The sequence below is a fragment of the Bradyrhizobium sp. USDA 4532 genome (assembly GCF_024171315.1).
GTDB classification, from domain to species: Bacteria; Pseudomonadota; Alphaproteobacteria; order Rhizobiales; family Xanthobacteraceae; genus Bradyrhizobium; species Bradyrhizobium australafricanum.
The window spans coordinates 572826-590146 of the sequence record NZ_JALJZN010000001.1 but is presented as its reverse complement, the minus strand read 5'-3'; the positions used below and the strand labels follow the sequence as shown (position 1 = coordinate 590146).

At 64.9% G+C, this 17321-nt stretch carries 15 protein-coding genes, 1 tRNA gene, 1 pseudogene and 2 riboswitches; of the genes and pseudogenes, 11 read left to right on the top strand and 6 right to left on the bottom strand.

Translation table 11 applies throughout. The features are described 5' to 3' along the window. Positions 1 to 12: 12 nt before the first annotated feature. The gene (locus tag J2R76_RS02770; RefSeq protein WP_076830248.1) at positions 13 to 723 is read left to right on the top strand and encodes a hypothetical protein; all 711 of its coding nucleotides are present in this window, start codon (positions 13 to 15) and stop codon (positions 721 to 723) included. Between the two features lie 118 nt (positions 724 to 841). Here J2R76_RS02770 and J2R76_RS02765 read toward each other — a convergent pair whose 3' ends face one another. Together J2R76_RS02765 and cysE are read right to left on the bottom strand one after the other, a co-directional pair. Continuing rightward, a complete protein-coding gene (locus tag J2R76_RS02765) occupies positions 842 to 1054 on the bottom strand; it encodes a DUF3126 family protein (RefSeq protein ID WP_021077729.1) in 213 nt (70 codons plus the stop codon). 150 nt (positions 1055 to 1204) lie between these two features. After that, complete coding sequence (gene cysE, locus J2R76_RS02760; protein WP_076830155.1) at positions 1205 to 2032, bottom strand: serine O-acetyltransferase; 828 nt, start codon at positions 2030 to 2032, stop codon at positions 1205 to 1207. A 196-nt stretch (positions 2033 to 2228) separates the two neighbouring features. Between cysE and J2R76_RS02755 the strand changes: the two are divergent. Then, positions 2229 to 3605 (top strand): annotated as a pseudogene (locus J2R76_RS02755) (hypothetical protein); the annotation flags it as partial. A gap of 3 nt (positions 3606 to 3608) precedes the next feature. Here J2R76_RS02755 and J2R76_RS02750 read toward each other — a convergent pair. Further along, positions 3609 to 4361: an alpha/beta fold hydrolase gene (locus tag J2R76_RS02750; protein ID WP_076830251.1), complete on the bottom strand. Its 753-nt coding sequence runs from the start codon at positions 4359 to 4361 to the stop codon at positions 3609 to 3611. Between the two features lie 57 nt (positions 4362 to 4418). Beyond that, positions 4419 to 5552, bottom strand: a complete 1134-nt coding sequence (locus tag J2R76_RS02745) for a hypothetical protein (protein WP_076830158.1) — start codon at positions 5550 to 5552, stop codon at positions 4419 to 4421. Between the two features lie 234 nt (positions 5553 to 5786). Here J2R76_RS02745 and J2R76_RS02740 point away from each other — a divergent pair, with 234 nt between their 5' ends. Next, positions 5787 to 6032: a zinc-finger domain-containing protein gene (locus J2R76_RS02740; protein ID WP_018272338.1), complete on the top strand. Its 246-nt coding sequence runs from the start codon at positions 5787 to 5789 to the stop codon at positions 6030 to 6032. A 7-nt stretch (positions 6033 to 6039) separates the two neighbouring features. Next, on the top strand, positions 6040 to 7242 hold the full coding sequence (locus J2R76_RS02735; RefSeq protein WP_076830160.1) for an FAD-dependent monooxygenase: 1203 nt from the start codon (positions 6040 to 6042) through the stop codon (positions 7240 to 7242). Positions 7243 to 7281: 39 nt separating this feature from the next. Here the strand turns inward: J2R76_RS02735 and J2R76_RS02730 are convergent, their stop codons facing one another. Then, entirely contained in the window at positions 7282 to 7716 is a 435-nt protein-coding gene (locus J2R76_RS02730; RefSeq protein WP_057019078.1) for a hypothetical protein, read from the bottom strand. A 224-nt stretch (positions 7717 to 7940) separates the two neighbouring features. Here J2R76_RS02730 and J2R76_RS02725 point away from each other — a divergent pair. Continuing rightward, positions 7941 to 8027: transfer RNA gene (locus J2R76_RS02725), tRNA-Leu, on the top strand. A 133-nt stretch (positions 8028 to 8160) separates the two neighbouring features. Then, entirely contained in the window at positions 8161 to 8499 is a 339-nt protein-coding gene (locus tag J2R76_RS02720; RefSeq protein ID WP_143271055.1) for a hypothetical protein, read from the top strand. A 277-nt stretch (positions 8500 to 8776) separates the two neighbouring features. Here the strand turns inward: J2R76_RS02720 and J2R76_RS02715 are convergent, their stop codons facing one another. Beyond that, a complete protein-coding gene (locus tag J2R76_RS02715) occupies positions 8777 to 10396 on the bottom strand; it encodes an ABC transporter substrate-binding protein (RefSeq protein WP_026192960.1) in 1620 nt (539 codons plus the stop codon). A gap of 265 nt (positions 10397 to 10661) precedes the next feature. On the opposite strand from J2R76_RS02715, the gene J2R76_RS02710 reads away from it, so the two are divergent. The 5 genes from J2R76_RS02710 (at position 10662) to J2R76_RS02690 (ending at position 17317) form a co-directional block, all read left to right on the top strand. Beyond that, complete coding sequence (locus J2R76_RS02710; protein WP_026192961.1) at positions 10662 to 11792, top strand: M20/M25/M40 family metallo-hydrolase; 1131 nt, start codon at positions 10662 to 10664, stop codon at positions 11790 to 11792. Between the two features lie 92 nt (positions 11793 to 11884). Further along, positions 11885 to 11991: riboswitch (glycine riboswitch) on the top strand. A gap of 3 nt (positions 11992 to 11994) precedes the next feature. Then, positions 11995 to 12109, top strand: a riboswitch (glycine riboswitch). Between the two features lie 65 nt (positions 12110 to 12174). Further along, entirely contained in the window at positions 12175 to 13533 is a 1359-nt protein-coding gene (locus tag J2R76_RS02705) for a D-amino acid dehydrogenase (protein ID WP_076830165.1), read from the top strand. Between the two features lie 160 nt (positions 13534 to 13693). After that, entirely contained in the window at positions 13694 to 14635 is a 942-nt protein-coding gene (locus tag J2R76_RS02700) for an ABC transporter permease (RefSeq protein WP_028336105.1), read from the top strand. A gap of 3 nt (positions 14636 to 14638) precedes the next feature. Next, positions 14639 to 15526 carry an ABC transporter permease gene (locus J2R76_RS02695; RefSeq protein ID WP_057019082.1) on the top strand — a complete coding sequence of 296 codons (888 nt, stop codon included), beginning with the start codon at positions 14639 to 14641 and terminating at the stop codon, positions 15524 to 15526. A gap of 141 nt (positions 15527 to 15667) precedes the next feature. Beyond that, complete coding sequence (locus J2R76_RS02690) at positions 15668 to 17317, top strand: ABC transporter ATP-binding protein (RefSeq protein ID WP_076830168.1); 1650 nt, start codon at positions 15668 to 15670, stop codon at positions 17315 to 17317. Positions 17318 to 17321 lie beyond the last annotated feature (4 nt).

The following is a 17321-nucleotide window of genomic DNA, read 5'->3' as shown; positions in this document are numbered from 1 at the left end:
TCAGCCTCGCTCATGACGCTTCTCTCGACCGCCCAACATCTCGCCCGCGACACCCGCCGCAACCCGCGCGCGCATCTCGTTCCGATCATCGCCTCGGCGGTGATCGCGGCGGGCGCGGTCGCGCTTGTCGCCTATCTGCTGTGGCCGACCTACACGACCATCCCGCCGAGCGATCCGTCGCGGCTGCCGGTGAGCGTCGGCGGCACGCTGTTCAACGTGCCGACGATGGCGGTGCGCATGAAGATCCAGCGCCACTCCGGGCCGCAGGAGCGCGTCGATTTGAGCTTCCTCTATCCGTCGCTGGACGCGCCCGCCGCGCCGAAGCACTACAGCGCCGATACGGTCGATGACAAGGTGCAGCCGATCGACAGGATCTTCGTATCGATCGCGGCGCACCACGATTCACTCGCGCCGGACATGCGCCTGCGCACGATCTATCCGCGCTATCTCGACGAGCGCGCAAACATGGATGACGGCCTGACGGCGCGCGCGTTCCGCGACGGCACGCCCTATGGCGGCGAGGACCTGTTCACCGCGAGCGAGCCGCAGCTGACCGCGCGCTGCACGCGCGACACCTCGACGCCCGGCATGTGCCTGAGTGAGCGGCGCATCGACGGCGCCGACCTGATCTTTCGCTTTCCGCGCAGCTGGCTCGCGCAGTGGCGCGACATCGCCACCGCGATGAACCGTCTCTCCGCGCAGATGCACAGCGCGAAGGGATGACACTGTCATTGCAAGCGGAGCGACGTGTCCGCGAAGGATGGTCGCTCCAGCGCAAGATCGCTCTGCAATTTTGTCGCGAGTTCGTCGTAACGACGTGTGAAGGCGAGGCTGTTCCGCCTTACTCGGCCAGATCCTCTTCCAGGATCGCCATCTGGAACTGGAACGAGCGATCATCGTCCTCGTCGTCGACGAACAGCACGCCGATGAACTCCTCGCCGATATAGACCTCGGCCGAGTCGTCCTTCTTGGGCCGCGGCACCACGCGGATCTTGGGATTGCTGAACACGCGTTTGAGATACGCGTCGAGCTTCCTGACTTCCTGAACGTCCACGGCCGTCTCCAATCGGGTCGATGATTTTCGGGGGAGTTTTAGGACGAGACGGCAAAGATCGCCAGAGCCTTTTCAGGCTTTGGCGACGTGATGTTGCGCACACGACTCTTGCTTGGGCGCTTTTTCGCCGCGATCAGAAAGCGAGTGAAATCAAAGCCCGATCGCGCCGAGCATCTGGTCCATGGTGCGCGACGGCTCGGCACAGCCGGCCTCGCCGACGATTTTCGCCGGCACGCCCGCGACCGTGACGTTGTGCGGTACCGGCTTGACCACGACCGAGCCGGCCGCGATGCGCGCGCAATGACCGATCTCGATATTGCCGAGGATCTTGGCGCCGGCGCCGATCAGCACGCCGTGGCGGATCTTCGGATGGCGATCCTCGTTCTCCTTGCCGGTGCCGCCGAGCGTGACGCCATGCAGGATCGAGACATCGTCCTCGATGACCGCCGTCTCGCCGCAGACGAAACCGGTGGCATGATCGAGGAAGATGCCGCGGCCGATCCTGGCGGCCGGGTTGATGTCGGTCTGGAACACGGCCGAGGAGCGGCTCTGCAGGTAGAAGGCAAAATCCTTGCGGCCCTTCTGATAGAGCCAGTGCGCGAGACGGTGGGTCTGCAGCGCGTGAAAGCCCTTGAAGTAGAGCAAGGGATCGATGAAGCGCGAGGTCGCCGGATCGCGGTCATAGACGGCGACGAGATCGGCGCGGAACGCGTTGCCGATATCGGGCTCGTCGCGCAGTGCCTCGCCATAGGTCTGGCGGATCAAATCGCCCGACAGCGCGGCGTGATCGAGCCGCTCGGCAATGCGATGGACCACCGAATCTTCCAGCCGCTCATGATGCAGCACGGTCGCATAGATGAAGGATGCGAGTTCCGGCTCGCGCCGCAGGATGTCCTCCGCCTCGCCGCGGATTCGATCCCAGATCGGATCGAGCGCCGCAAGCTTGCCTCCCTGCGGATTGACCTGATGAACTGCCATAGCTGCTCTCGCAATTCGGTTGTTCTGATGTGCGTTATAGCACGATGGACCCAGCGCGTCCCGGGATGGCTCAGTACGGTAAACCCCAGCCGAACACCCCCGGGCCGGCGTCTAGGGCAATTGGTCGGGATTTTGCCGAAATCAAGCCGTGCTTCTGCAACTATTGGCGGATTTCGTCCCCCGTGTGGTTTTGGGCATGGTCGGCCCCAATAAAAGGGGGAAAATCATCAATACCCGGAGTTTAGGTGCCCGCCTGACCGATGCACGGTCGGTCTGGATCGCGACCATTGCCATCCCCCTCCTGCTGCTCGCCCCTGCCTTCTGGAACGGCTATCCGCTGCTCCAATGGGATACCGGCGGCTATCTGGCGCGCTGGTATGAGGGCTACCTGGTGCCGAGCCGGTCCACGGTATTCGGCATCTACCTCCATGTCGGCGAGACATCGGATTTCTGGCTCAACCTCGGCATCCAGACCCTGGCGACGCTGTGGATCCTGCAACTGACGCTGCGCGTGCTCGGCCTCGCCCGGCCGGTCCGGCTGATCGCGATCAGCCTCGCGCTGATCGCAACCACCGCCCTGCCCTGGCTGGCCAGCATGCTGCTGACCGACATCTTCGCCGGCCTTTCGGTGCTCGCGCTCTTCATCCTGATCCTGCACGGCGAACGGATCTCGACGCTGGAGAAGGCGGTGCTGTTCGGGTTCATCGCGTTTTCGGCCGCCACGCACAGCGCGACGCTGGCGGTGCTGCTCGGCCTGTGCTGCGTCGGCTGGATGCTGCGTCCATGGCTCGGGCAGCGCATCCCGTTCGCGGGCCTCGTGCAAGGCAGCCTGACCACCGTCGCCGGCGCGGCGATGCTGCTGGCGGCGAACTTTGCGCTGTCCGGACAGCTGGCCTGGACGCCCGGCGGCTATGGCGTCGCCTTCGGCCGCATGCTGCAGGATGGCATCGTCGCGCAATACCTGCACGATCATTGCGCGACGGAGAAGCTGAAGCTCTGCCCCTATCGCAACGAGTTGCCGCCGACCGCGGACGACTTCCTGTGGGGCCACAGCATGTTCAACACGCTCGGCCGCTTCAAGGGACTGAATGACGAGATGGGCACCATCGTGCTGCGCTCGCTGGCCGAATATCCGGAATGGCAGGCAAAGGCGGCGCTAACGGCAACCGCCGACCAGCTCATGCATGTCGCGACAGGCGAAGGCGCTAATGGCTGGATCCCGCATACCTACGGCATCATCGAGCGCTACATTCCCAAACAGGTCAGGCCGATGCGCGCGGCGCGGCAGCAACGCTGGCACCTCGACTTCACCGCGATCAACCGCATCCACGTGCCGGTCGCGCTGGGCTCGATGCTCCTGGTCGTCATCCTGTTCGGCCGAGGACTGTGGCAGCGGCGGCTCGACGATCTGACGTTGCTGGCGGGCACAGTCACTCTCGCCCTGCTCGGCAATGCCTTTGTCTGCGGCGTGATCTCGGGACCGCACGACCGCTACGGCGCGCGCATGGTGTGGGTCGCGACCTTCGTGGTGCTGATCGCGGCCGCGCGCGCCTTCGCCAGGGATGAAGCCGACGATCTATTTTCGCCGCGACAGGAAGTCGGTGACCCCGGTCTTGTAGACCTTGTCGCCGACCGCCCGCATGTGATCGCGGTTCGGAATGTCGAGCACCTCCGAACCCGGAATGATCCGGCCGAGCGCTGACGCCGAGCCCGCAATCTCGTCCTTGCTGCCGACCGCGATCAGAACCGGCACGCGGATGCCGGCCGCCTCCTCGCGCGTCATCAGGCGGCGCGAGCCGCGCAGGCAGGCGGCGAGCGCGCGGCGGTCGGAGCGGGTCTGATCGGCAAAGGCGCGGAAGGTACGGCCGACCGGGTCGGTGACATCGTCGAGCGACGGCGCCTCCAGCGCCAGCGCGACCGCCTCGCCGGGGCCGCCGCCCTCGATCAGTCCGATGCCGATCCCGCCAAGGATCGCCGAGCGCACCCGATCGGAATTCTCTCGCGCCAGGATCGCGGTCATCCGCGAGCCCAGCGAATAGCCCATGATGTCGGCGCGCGCGATTCCGAGATGGTCCATCAGCGCAATCACGTCGCCGGCCATGGTCGCGATCTCGTACTGCGCGGCATCGTAGAGCTTGGCGGATTCGCCGTGGCCACGATTATCGAGCGCGATCACCCGACGGCCGGCCTTGACGAGATCGGACACCCAGGTCGGGTAGATCCAGTTGACGTTCTTGCTCGAGGCAAAGCCGTGCACCAGCACGATCGGTTCGCCCGCGCCTTCGTCGATAAAGGCAATTTCAACATCGCCGTGATGGAAACTCGGCATCATCCATTCCGTTTGTTCTTGGGATTTGCGATTGGCGATCGACAGGCGACCGCAAGCCTAACCCTGGGCGGGCATACTCGCCAAGGTAGCCTGAGCGGCCATCTGCTGCTTCAGGCGCAGCACCTTGCTTCGTCTGAGCCACCCGGCGGTGGCCCGTTCGGTGGTGGCCTTGATCGACGACAGGAAGCCGAACAGCGCCAGCAGCGCGCCGAACAGCCACATGGTGAGATTGAATGCGCCGGCCGCCAGCAGCAGCGCGCCGCGGCCGAGCAGCTTCAGGATCGCGCGGGTCTGGCCGCCCTTGACCTCGGCTATCCGCGCCGCCCGCGCGATCTCCCTCGGATTCTCGGCGACCTTCAGCGTATCCCGCGCAGCGCGAACCCCGGCCGCCTCGCCGATGCGCCCGACGTCCTTGGCGACGCGCACCAGCGCGCCGGCCTTCTCGGCGCGGAAGGCCGCGCGGATCGCGGTTGCGGTTTGCACCGGCCGCAGCACCGAGCCGGATGCGACCGCCTCGCGCAGCGCCGGCTGGTCGACCACCTCGCGGGTCGAACGCCCGGCCCATTCGATCATCCCCTCGCTCAGCCGTCCGGCCTTGCGCGTATCCTTGACCAGCGTCAGCCCGGCGCGCAGCGGCCCGGCGCCGCCGACCGACACATAGGTGGCCGCGGTCACCGCGAGCCCGGCGGCCGCGAGGCCGAGCACCAGCTGGTCGGTGTCCTCGCCCATCACGAGGTGCTTGCCCTCGCGCACGACGTCCCGGACATCACCGAATACGAACAGGTCGCCGGCGACCGTGCCGGACAGGCTTGCGACATCGTCGGCATTGCCGGTCACCAGGCCGGTGGCGAAGCCCTTGGCGTAATGCATGCTGGATGATTGCTCGGCGCGCGCGTCATCGACGCGCTTGGTGAGATCGTCACTAAGTGCGATGCTCTTCTCGCCGGCGAGTTCGACAAAGCTGGCCGCAAGGTCGGCATCGCCGGAAGCCAGTGCCGCCTCGATATTGTCCGCGATCAACGCCGGGTTGTTGCGCAGCACGGAATTGAGCCTGATGTCGGCGAGCGCAGCGGGATCGTCCCGCGCCGCCAGCACGGTGCCGGCATCACGGGCGTGCGGCCAAATAGCCGCGCCCACGGCAGCACTTGCTGCCACGCCGACCACCGCCAAGCTGACGCGCACCCGATTCATCCCGATAAAACCTCTAGTTTTATTCGCCTTGGAGATAGTGTGCCGTTTTTGCGACACAACGGCTCCGACCAAAGGAGGGCTTCTCTGGGACGACAAGATTGTGTCGAATTTGCATGAGCAAATGAGCCATCGGGGCTCTAGGAATCAACTGTTCCCGCCAGTATGGTGCGCGGCATTTCGCGATGCCGCATGCTGTTGATTGCGTCTGCCCATCGTTGCCATCAAGGTGAGAATATGTCCGACCACGTCGTCCCGCACTTCCATAACGATGCCGGTGTCTCGGTGATCGAAATCGGATCGCAGGAGTTCATGTGCGTCGGCGCCAACCCGCCGTTCGACCATCCGCACGTGTTCCTCGACCTCGGCAATGACAACGAGATTATCTGCCCGTACTGCTCGACGCTTTATCGCTTCGCATCCGACCTCGCGGCCGGCGAAGCGCGACCGCCGGAATGCGTGCTGAAAGACAAGGTCGCCTGACCGCTCCGTGGCGCTGACGCGAACCGTCATCGTTGCAGGCGCCGGGATCGGAGGACTGACGGCGTCGCTGACACTGGCGGCACAGGGCTTTCGCGTCGTCGTGCTGGAGAAGGCCGAACGGCTCGAGGAAGCCGGCGCCGGCATCCAGCTCTCTCCCAATGCCAGCCGCATCCTGGTCGAGCTCGGGCTCAAGGAACCGCTTGCGCGGCGCGCGGTCACGCCTGAATCCGTCAACATCCTGAGCGCGCGGGCCGGTGGCGAGATCGCACGGATGCCGCTTGGCCAGGCCGCCGAGTTCCGCGCCGGCGCACCCTATTGGGTGATCCACCGCGCCGATTTGCAGGCGGCGCTGCAGGCCGCCGCGAGCGACCATCCCGATATCGATCTGCGGCTCGGCTGCCAGTTCGAGGATGTGACCAAGCATGCGCGAGGCCTCACCGTCGTGCAACGCCGCGGCAATTCACGGCAGGAGGAATTGGCCGTCGCGCTGATCGGCGCCGACGGCATCTGGTCGTCGGTGCGCGGGCATTTGTTTCCGGATGTACAGCCGCAATTCTCCGGCCTGATCGCCTGGCGCGGCACGCTGGACGCCACCGCCCTGCCGCGTGAATACACCGCACCGCGCGTGCAGCTCTGGATGGGACCGGACGCACATCTCGTCGCCTATCCCATCTCGGCCGGACGCCAGATCAACGTGGTCGCGATCGTATCGGGCACCTGGAACCGGCCGGGCTGGAGCGAGCCCGGCGACATCAACGAGATCAAGGCTGCATTCGCCACCGCGCGCTGGCCCGCGACGGCGCGGATGCTGATCGGCGCGGTCGACGGCTGGCGCAAATGGGCGCTGTTCACCCTGCCCGACATCGGCCGCTGGAGCGAAGGCGCGGTGACGCTGCTCGGCGATGCCGCGCATGCGATGCTGCCGTTCGCCGCGCAAGGCGCCGGCATGGCGATCGAGGATGCGGCCGTGCTCGCCAAGGCCTTGAGCGACGGCACCGGGGAAAACACCGCGGGCATTCCCGCGGCGTTGACGCGCTACGCACGGGTGCGGCGCGGGCGCGTGCTGAAAGTGCAGCGCCTGGCGCGACAGCAGGGCCGCATCTATCATTTGCGCGGGCCGGCGGCGATCGCGCGCGATCTGGCGATCCGCGCCATCGGTCCGGAGCGCATGCTGGCGCGGCAGGACTGGATCTACGACTGGCGAGCCTGAGCTCGGCCAATCACGACCGACCCGTCTGGAAACGCAAGCTTAGTGGACGAGGCCTCGCGGTGCGCGCGGGCCCTTCGCCGCCGGCGTGGAAGCCGCGGGGGCCGCGGCCGCAGGCGTGTCCGGCGTGCTTTCATGGCACCTGCCTTTGCGCCAGGCCTCATCCGCCAGCTTCTGCTGGGAGTGGATCGAGATCAGCTCGTTGCGATAGACCATCTCGGAGACGACAGTACCGCCGACGCCGGTCTCCGCCTTGGCCATCAATTTTTCCTGATCCGCCGCGCGGGTCTTGAGATTGCTGCGCTCGTTCTCGAGCTGCTTGCAATCATAAAGCTCGTACTTGGCGGGATCGGCGAATGCCGACGGCACGGTGTCGCCGATCTGCGCGCAGCCGGAAACGCCCGCAGCCGAGGCGAGCAGCGCGATGACGGCCGCCGCGCGCGACAGCTTCAGGCGGCGTGGGAAACGAACAGACATTCAGCTTTCTTAACCGGACAGTGTTGAGATTGCCTAAAGCAGCCACCGGTGTCCGGATTGAGGCTCAATCGCGGCGGCGCGCTGCTTATCCCAATGCTCGGCCGCCGAGGCAAATGGAATTGCGGGCCGCCGCTTAAGCCTTTGAAAGCTCACCTGTTAGCACCGGATAATGACAATTCCACTCCGCGCCCAAACGCGCTAGAAATCGGCGCGCCTGGCGCAACGCGGACGTGGCGGAACTGGTAGACGCAAGGGACTTAAAATCCCTCGATGGCAACGTCGTGTGGGTTCGAGTCCCACCGCCCGCACCAACCTTCGCATGCCACACGCACCCGAGCGGGCCAGCGTCGTGTTTCCCGGCTGTGGCGCAGTTCACACGCCGCGATCGCTGATTGTCGTAGTCTTACCCGCATTGGAAATTCCGGCCGCGGATTTTCGCGGCTGTTGCATTTCGAAATCAATTTTGGTCGGAGATCGGCGATGGAGATTGCAAAGAGCAATCGGATTGCCAGCGAAACGGCGCGCGATCATGGTGCCCTTACTCTCGAGCATGGCGACGATGCGGCTCATTGCAGCAACGGGCTCAATGCCCAGAATTTCCGCAACGCTGCGCCCGACGACCGCGCGATCTACCGGCGATGGATCCGCGGCGCGATCATGGTGTACGGACTGCTCACGTTTGCCGCTGGAGCGGCGGTCTGGATGAGCGGAACCGGCACCAGACAGACACAGCTCACGAGCTTGTCGAGCCCGAGCAGCATAACACCAGGCCACGGCGATTAGCGGTCGCCGGTTCGGAACCCGTGCACTGCGTATTCGTTGTCATGCCGCAATTGGAGCATGACGATGCCGAACGACGATCCATCCGCGCAGCGCGCAACCGACCAACCCGATCAGCGCAAGGAGTGCCCCTCCCCGCCGCAGCACGCACCACAAGGCGGACCACCGCTCAGCGACGGACTGGAGCAGCTCCGCGACAGCCACACCTGACAAGCGATAGCGCGAAAAGAAAAATGGCCGGGACAAGTCCCGGCCATTTGTTTTGCGTCAAGCCGCAAGCTTACTCGGACTTGTCGATATTCCAGAAGATCGGCGTTGCCGGGCCGTCGAGCACACCGGTCAGCGACTTCCGCCATGCGCTCGGAATGGTGTACTGGCCGAGCGGAACGTAGATCACCTGATCGTAGGCCTCGGTCTGGATTTCCGCGGCGATCTTCTTCTTTTCCTCAGCCGAGCCGGCGCGCGCGAACTTGTCACGCAACTCCTCGATCTTCGCGTCTTCGGCCCAGCCGAACCAGCCGCCATTCTTGCCGCGACCGGTGATCGACGCGTTGACGATCGGGTCGGAGACGTCGGCCGCGACCCAGTTGGTGAAGAACATGTTCCAGCCGCCTTCCTTCGGCGGCTTCTGGCTGGCGCGGCGGGTCACCACGGTCTGCCAGTCGGTGGCCTGCAGGTCGACCTTGAAGCCGGCCTCGCGCAACTGCTGCGCAGCCACGACCGGTTGGGCTTTCAACGTCGTGACGTCGCCCGGCGCCATGATCACCACGGGGGTGCCGTCATAGCCGGATGCGGCAAGCGCCTTCTTGGCTTCCGCCAGGCCGTTGCCCTTCACCAGCGTTTCGGCCCCGACGTCGGTCTCGAGCGGCGTGCCGCAGACGAAGAAGGCGCCGCAGATCCTCTGGTACTTGGCGTTGCCGACCAGCGCGTCGAGCACGTCCTTCTGGTTCATCGCCAGGAACGCAGCCCGGCGCACCTTCGGATTGTCGAACGGCGGATAGAGGAAGTTCATGCGTCCGAGGGTCTGGAAGCCGAACTTGTTCAGGACGTCGATCTTGAGATCCGGATTGGCTTCGAGCACCGGTAGCATGTCGAACGGAAGGTTCTCCATGAAATCGATGTCGCCGGATTGCAACGCGTTCACCGCGGTCTGCGCATCGGCCATCGTGACCCACTCGACACGGTCGACCTTGACCACCTTGCCGCCCGCGGTCCAACTCGCAGGCTCCTTGCGCGGCACGTAGTCCTTGTTCTTCTCATAGACCGCCTTCACGCCCGGCTGGAATTCCGCCTGCACGAATTTGAACGGTCCGGAGCCGATCTGTTCCGGGATCGGCTTGTCCGGCGGCGTCTCGGCCAGACGCTTCGGCATCATGAACGGCACGCGCGATGACGGCTTGCCGATCGATTCCAGCACGAGGCCGTAGGGTTCCTTCAGCTTCAGCGTGATGGTCTTGGCGTCGGTCGCCTCCAGGCTCGCGACGAAGTCCATCAGCTTCTGGCCCATGCCGTCGACCTTGCCCCAACGCTGCAGCGAGGCGACGCAGTCTTCCGCGGTGACCGGCGCGCCGTCGTGCCACTTCAGACCGTCGCGCAGCGTGAACGTGTAGGTCAGCTTGTCGTCGGAAACCTTCCAGTCCGCCATCTGCGGCTGGATCTTGAAATTGGAATCCGTCGCCAGCAGCGTGTCATAGATCATGTAGCCATGATCGCGGGTGATGTAGGCCGTGGTCATGATCGGATCGATGACGCGCAGATCCGAGTGCATCACCGCGGTGATGGTCTTGCCCGCGGCCATCGCCTGCGGCGCGAATGACAATTCCTGCGGCGCGAACGACAGCGCGAGCGCCGTCAACGCGGCCGCTAGCGTGCGGTGTTTCCAACGCGAGATAGGGAACATGCAATCTCTCCTGACGTGTAACTGGTCAAAGCCGGCTTATTCGTTATGCATGTGGTTCGTTATTTAGGCGAACTAACATGCTGTATGGCTTGTGAAATTGAGACTTGCACCAAGCGCCAAGCGCGTCAATCGGTTTCAGGTCGCATCGGACGTACACAAACGAATGAGGCCGCGCGCCAGATTTTGGCTTTACAAAATCGTCGGCTGAGATTTTCGTAACGCGCGCGCGATGCCGGCGCCGTCAGAACAACAAGAGAGAACAACGATGAACCCCGCCAATCTCCCCTTTGATTCCGAAACGATGCTGCAGGGCCTGCGCAGCTGGGTGGAATGCGAAAGCCCGACCTGGGACGCCGCCGCGGTCGAACGCATGCTCGATCTCGCCGCCCGCGAGATGGCGATCATGGGTGCGACGATCGAGCGCATCGCCGGACGCCAGGGCTTCGCGGGCTGCGTCCGCGCCCGTTTCCCCCATCCGAAACAAGGCCAGCCCGGCATCCTGATCGCCGGCCATCTGGACACCGTTCACCCCGTCGGCACGATCGAAAAGCTGAAGTGGCGGCGCGAAGGCAACAAGTGCTTCGGGCCGGGCATCTTCGACATGAAGGGCGGCAACTACCTGTCGATCGAGGCGATCAGGCAATTGGCGCGCGCCTCCTTCACGACTCCGCTGCCGATCACCGTGCTGTTCACCCCCGACGAAGAGGTCGGCACGCCGTCGACGCGCGACATCATCGAGGCGGAAGCCGCGCGCAACAAATATGTGCTGGTGCCGGAGCCCGGCCGTCCGAACAACGGCGTCGTCACCGGCCGTTATGCGATCGCGCGCTTCAACCTGGAAGCCACCGGCAAGCCCAGCCATGCCGGCGCAACGCTGTCTTCCGGTCGCTCCGCGATCCGCGAGATGGCGCGGCAGATCATCGCCATCGACGGCATGACCACCGAGGACTGCACCTTCTCGGTCGGCATCGTGCATGGCGGCCAGTGGGTCAATTGCGTCGCGACGACCTGTACCGGCGAAGCGCTCAGCATGGCCAAGCGCCAGGCCGATCTCGACCGTGGCGTCGAGCGCATGCTGGCACTGTCGGGCACCGCCAACGACGTGACGTTCAAGGTGACGCGCGGCGTCACCCGCCCGGTGTGGGAGCCCGATGCGGGCACCATGGCGCTCTATGAAAAGGCAAAAGGCCTTGCTGCAGCGATGGGTCTCGATCTGCCGCACGGCAGCGCCGGCGGCGGCTCGGACGGCAACTTCACCGGCGCGATGGGCATCCCCACGCTCGACGGCCTCGGCGTTCGCGGCGCCGATGCACATACGCTCAACGAGCACATCGAGGTCGACAGCCTCGCCGAACGCGGCCGCCTGATGGCGGCACTGCTGGCGACGCTGGACTGACATCGATTTGCACTGCACAACACGTTGGCACTGCCGGATCGAAATTTAGCCTTGTCCATTTTTAAGGCTTCGCCTACGGTCCGGCCGTCCAACGCGACGATGCGGGAGAGATCGAACCGACAACAATCGTGTTGTTGGCTTCGGCGCCGACGGAGCAACCGCCCCGGAAACTCTCAGGCAAAAGGACTGTATCGTCAGGACGATCTGGAGAGAGACGAACATGGCCGCACATCAAGGGCCATGACGTCCACCGAAGGGGATAGTTCGCTTCTGGCCACAGCCCGATGCGGATCAAGCTCTCAGGTACCGTGACAGATGGGGCGCCGATGCCGGTTTCACCGGCGGTTCGGCGACTCTAACCCACGGGAGCCTGACAACTATCATGCCACACATCGCGATCATCGGCGCCGGCATCACCGGCGTAACGACGGCCTATGCCCTGCTTGAACGCGGCTACAAGGTGACTGTCCTCGACAGGCATCGCTACGCCGCGATGGAAACCTCGTTCGCCAATGGCGGACAACTCTCCGCCAGCAACGCCGAGGTGTGGAACAGCGCCGCGACCATCCTCAAGGGGCTGCGCTGGATGCTGAGAAGCGACGCGCCGCTGCTGATGAACCCGAAGCCGAGCTGGCACAAATATTCCTGGATCGGCGAGTTCGTAGGCCACATCACGCGCTATCGCGGCAACACCATCGAGACCACGAAGCTCGCCATCGAAGCGCGCAAGCATCTGTTCTCGATCGCAGAGCGCGAAAACATCGCCTTCGATCTCGAACGCCGCGGCATCCTGCACGTCTATCACGACAGGGCCGGCTTCGAAGCCGGCCTCAAGGTCAACGCGCTGCTGCAGCAAGGCGGGCTCGACCGCCGGCCGGTGACCCCGGACGAGATCCGCGTCATCGAACCCGCGCTGCAGACAACCTGCTATGGCGGCTTCTTCACGCCGTCGGACGCGACCGGCGATATTCACAAATTCACGCGTGGGCTTGCCGACGCCTGCATCCGCCGTGGCGCGAGCTTCGTCCATGAAGCCGACGTCGACACGATCGCACACGGCGATGACGGCTTCCGCATCGGCTGGAACGAAGCTGCTTCACATGATGCTGCGGTCGCGACGCGCCAGCAGCTGCAGGCGGACGGGATCGTGATTTGCGCCGGCGTGGCGAGCCGCCACTTCGCCAGCCTGCTCAACGACCGCGTCAATGTCTATCCGGTGAAGGGCTATTCGATCACGGTGCAGCTCGATGCGCCGCAAAGCCGGAATGCGGCCCCAACCGTCAGCCTGCTCGATGAAGCTGCGAAGATCGTCACCAGCCGGCTCGGCGCCGACCGCTTCCGCGTCGCCGGCACCGCCGAGTTCAACGGCTTCAACCGCGACATTCGCGCCGATCGCATTCAACCGCTGGTGGACTGGGTGCGGCATCATTTCCCGGAGATCGACACGTCGAAAGTCGTGCCATGGGCGGGCTTGCGCCCGATGATGCCGAACATGATGCCGGTGGTTCGCGCCGGACGGATTCCGGGCGTGTTCTACAATACGGGCCACGGTCATCTTGGCTGGACACTGTCGGCGGCGACGGCGCAGATGGTGGCCCAGGCGATCGACGATTGGCGCGACCTCGACACGCCGCCGATGGCGCCGACGTTCGGTGCCGGGCTCGACGTGCCCGCCGACGCGCGCAAAGCTGAAATCAATCCACCTTCCAGTGGACTGCTTCAAACTTCACCGGAGGAATAATCGCGGCCAACAGGACTGATTAGCTGCACCGCAAAATCCGCAGCACCGATGGCATGGGACTTGCTCAAGTTCTACCGTGAGTCTGCTACCATCTGTGCTACGGTCTGGTGTGCAACGGTCCCGCTGGGGACTTCATCGACCACAACCCAACGGATCAAATTTGCTCGGATATCTGCTTCGCCGCATCCTCGCCGCCATTCCCGTGATGGGCGTGGTGGCTCTGTTCGTGTTCCTGTTGCTGCGGCTGACGCCGGGCGACCCGGCCGCCATCCTCGCCGGCGACAACGCGACTCCCGAACAGCTCGAACGTATCAGGACCTCGCTTGGTCTGAACGAGCCGATCTACATCCAGTTCTACACCTGGATCGCCAAGTTGCTGCACGGCGACCTCGGCGTCTCCCTGATCTCGAACAAGCCGATCCTCGAAATGATCGTCCCGCGCCTCGAGCCCTCGATCTCGGTCGCGCTGGCCACCATCATCCTCTCGATCCTGGTGGCGGTGCCGCTCGGCGTGATCGCGGCGTGGAAGCACGGCACCTGGATCGACCGCTTCGTGATGGGGCTTTCCGTGCTCGGCTTCTCGGTGCCGGTGTTCGTCATCGGCTATGTGCTGATCCAGATCTTTGCGATCGATCTGCGCTGGGTTCCGGTACAGGGCTTCAAGAGCATCTCGGCCGGCTTCGGTCCGTTCTTCCAGCGCCTCATCCTGCCGACCTGCACACTCTCCTTCATCTATGTCGCGCTGATCGCACGCATGACGCGGGCCTCGATGCTCGATGTGCTCGGCGAGGATTACGTGCGCACGGCGCGGGCCAAGGGCATCGGCGAGACCGGCGTGCTGCTGCGCCATGCGCTGCGCAACGCCGCCGTGCCGGTCATCACGGTGATCGGTTCCGGCTTCGCGCTGCTGATCTCCGGCGTCGTCGTCACCGAGAGCGTGTTCAATCTGCCCGGCATCGGCCGCCTCACCGTCGATGCGGTGCTGGCGCGCGACTATCCGGTGATCCAGGCGATGATCCTGTTGACGTCGGGTATCTACGTCGCGGTCAATCTGTTGATCGACCTCGCCTACACCCTGCTCGATCCTCGTATCCGGTACTGAGCAATGGCGATCGAAACCCTTCCCGAATCCTCGCTTCCCGTTACCCGGCCGTTCCGCGTCAAGTTCGGCTTCCTGACGTCGACGCCGATCATCGCGGTTGCGACGATCAGCCTCGCCCTCATCATCCTGATGGCGATCTTCGCGCCGCTGCTTGCGCCGCACGATCCTCTGCTGCTGACGCCGTCGCAGCGGCTGAAGCCGTCGAGCGCGCAATATCTGCTCGGCACCGACGCTTATGGCCGCGACCTGTTGTCGCGCATCATCTACGGCGCACGGATCTCGCTGGTGATCGGGCTCGGCGCCGCCGTCTGCTCGATCGCCATCGGCCTTCTGATCGGCCTCGTCGCCGGCTTCTTCCGCTGGGTCGATGCGGTGCTGATGCGCGTGATGGACGGCCTGATGGCGATCCCCGCCATCCTGCTCGCGATCGCCGTGGTGTCGCTGTCGGGCGCCAGCATCTGGACCGTGATGGTCGCGATCACCATCCCCGAGATCCCGCGCGTGGCGCGGCTGGTGCGCTCGGTGGTGCTGACCGCACGCGAGGAACCTTATGTCGAGGCCGCGATCTCGCTCGGCACCAGCCTGCCGAAGATCATGTGGCGGCATTTGATGCCGAACACGATCGCGCCGCTGATCGTGCAAGGCACCTATGTCTGCGCGTCCGCGATCCTGACCGAGGCGATCCTGTCGTTCCTCGGCGCCGGCATCTCGCCGGAAACGCCGACCTGGGGCAACATCATGGCCGAGGGCCGCGCCTATTTCCAGGTCAAGCCGTCGCTGATCTTCTGGCCGGGGCTGCTGCTCTCGATCGCCATTCTCAGCGTCAACCTGATCGGCGACGCCGCCCGCGACGCGCTCGATCCCCGCATGAAGCAGCGTGAGGGCAAGTGACGGCTTCAGCTCTTCTGAAGCCGTCATTCCGGGGCGATGCGAAGCATCGAACCCGGAATCTCGAGATTCCGGGTCTGGTGCTGGCGCACCATCCCGGAATGACAGTGGGTAAATTCCTTCACAGCGCCAAGAGACCCTGACATGACCAACGTCGTCCTCGACATCAGCAATCTCGTCGTCGGCCTCGGCCGCAAGGCGGATGCGCATCGCATCATCGACGACCTCTCGCTGCAGGTACGTGAAAGCGAGACGCTGTGCCTGGTCGGCGAAAGCGGCTCGGGCAAGTCGGTGACATCGCTCACCGTGATGGGCCTGCAGCAGAAGGGCACGCTGGTGCCGTCTGGCGGCAGCGTCAAACTGGTCGGCGAGGAACTGCTCACCGCCAGCGACCGGCGGCTGCGGCAACTCCGCGCCACGCGGATGGCGATGATCTTCCAGGAGCCGATGACCGCGCTCAATCCCGTGGTGCCGGTAGGCCGCCAGATCGACGAGGTGCTGCGCGCCCACACAGATCTCGATGCCCGCGCGCGGCGCCAGAAGATTTTGGCGATGATGGAGCATGTGCGGCTGCCGGACGTGGAGCGCATCTTCTCCTCCTACCCGCACCGCCTCTCGGGCGGTCAGCGCCAGCGCATCATGATCGCGATGGCGCTGGTGCTGGAGCCGAAGCTCCTGATCGCGGACGAGCCGACCACCGCGCTCGACGTCACCACCCAGAAGCAGATCCTCACCTTGATCCGCGACCTGCAACGCGATCACGGCACCGCGGTTCTGTTTATCACCCACGACATGGGCGTGGTGGCCGAGATCGCCGACCGCGTCGCGGTGATGCGGCACGGCCGCCTGGTCGAAACCGGCCCGCTGCAGGACGTGCTGCGCAATCCGAAGATGGAGTACACCCGCAACCTCTTGTCCTCGGTGCCGAGCCTGGTGCCGCGCGCGCCGCGCCCGGAGACGACCGAGCCCGTGGTGCTGGAAGCCAACGAGCTCAGCAAGGTCTACCGGGAGCGGTCGCTGTACGGCAAAGCCCGCGAGGTCGCCGCCGCCAGCAACGTCACGCTCACTCTGCGCAAGGGCCGCACGCTCGGCATCGTCGGCGAAAGCGGTTCCGGCAAGTCGACGGTGGCGCGCTGCATCGTCCGCCTGATCGATCCGACCTCGGGCGGGGTACGCCTCGCCGGCCGCGAGATCTCCGACCTGTCGCGCCGGCTGTTGCAGCCGCATCGCCAGAAGATCCAGATCATCTTCCAGGACCCCTACCGCTCGCTCAATCCGCGCGTCACCGTCGGCGAGAGCATCGCGGAAGGCCCGGTCAATTATGGCATGCCGCGCAAGGATGCGCTGGCGCGGGCGCGCGAGCTGCTCGAGCTCGTCCATTTGCCGCCCGACGCGATCTCGCGCTATCCGCACCAGTTCTCCGGCGGCCAACGCCAGCGCATCGCGATCGCGCGCGCGCTGGCGCTCGATCCCGACGTGCTCGTCGCGGATGAGGCGGTGTCCGCGCTCGACGTCTCGGTGCAGGCGCAGGTTCTGGATCTGCTTGACGAAATCCAGCGCCGGCTGGGCATCGCGCTGCTGTTCATCACGCATGATTTGCGCGTCGCCGCACAAATCTGCGACGACGTCGCCGTGATGCAGCATGGCCGCGTCGTGGAACAGGGACCGGCCGCCGAGGTGCTGACCAATCCGCAGCAGGCCTATACCCGCGCGCTGCTCGATGCGGCGCCCGGACGCGATTGGGACTTCGCCAACTTCCGCCCCGTTTCGGAAGGCATTGTGGCGACGGCCTAGGTCT